This window comes from Streptomyces sp. CLV115, from assembly GCF_038448545.1.
Classification (GTDB): Bacteria; Actinomycetota; Actinomycetes; order Streptomycetales; family Streptomycetaceae; genus Streptomyces; species Streptomyces sanglieri.
The window spans coordinates 1-466 of the sequence record NZ_JBCEWQ010000396.1 but is presented as its reverse complement, the minus strand read 5'-3'; the positions used below and the strand labels follow the sequence as shown (position 1 = coordinate 466).

The following is a 466-nucleotide window of genomic DNA, read 5'->3' as shown; positions in this document are numbered from 1 at the left end:
GAACCCTCCACATCGACGAGCCCACCCCGCACGTCGACTGGACCAGCGGAGCCGTGGAACTCCTCACCGAACAACGCCCCTGGCCCCGGACCGACCGCCCCCGCCGCTCCGCGGTCTCCTCCTTCGGAATCTCCGGCACCAACGCCCACATCATCCTCGAACAAACCCCCGTCCCCGACACGGAACAGAACACCCAGCCAGCACCGACCCCGCTGCCGACCCCGGTACCGGGTGCGGGGGTTGTCCCGTGGATACTCTCCGCCAAATCAGCAGACGCGCTCCGCGAACAGGCGGGGAACCTCGCCGCGTTCGTGAAGGACCGGCCGGAAACGGAACCCAGTGATGTGGGGTTTTCCCTGGCGACGGGGCGGTCGGTGTTCGAGCACCGTGCGGTGGTGCTCGGCAGTGACCGGGAGGAGTTGCTTGCGGGTCTGCGGGCCCTGGTGGAGGACCGGCCCGTCGCGGA

General features: G+C 69.3%; 1 protein-coding gene. It reads left to right on the top strand.

Annotated elements, in window-relative coordinates; translation table 11 throughout:
* Positions 1-466: CurL C-terminal domain-containing protein (locus AADR41_RS42330; protein WP_342287805.1), on the top strand; the 466-nt coding region annotated here is incomplete at both ends.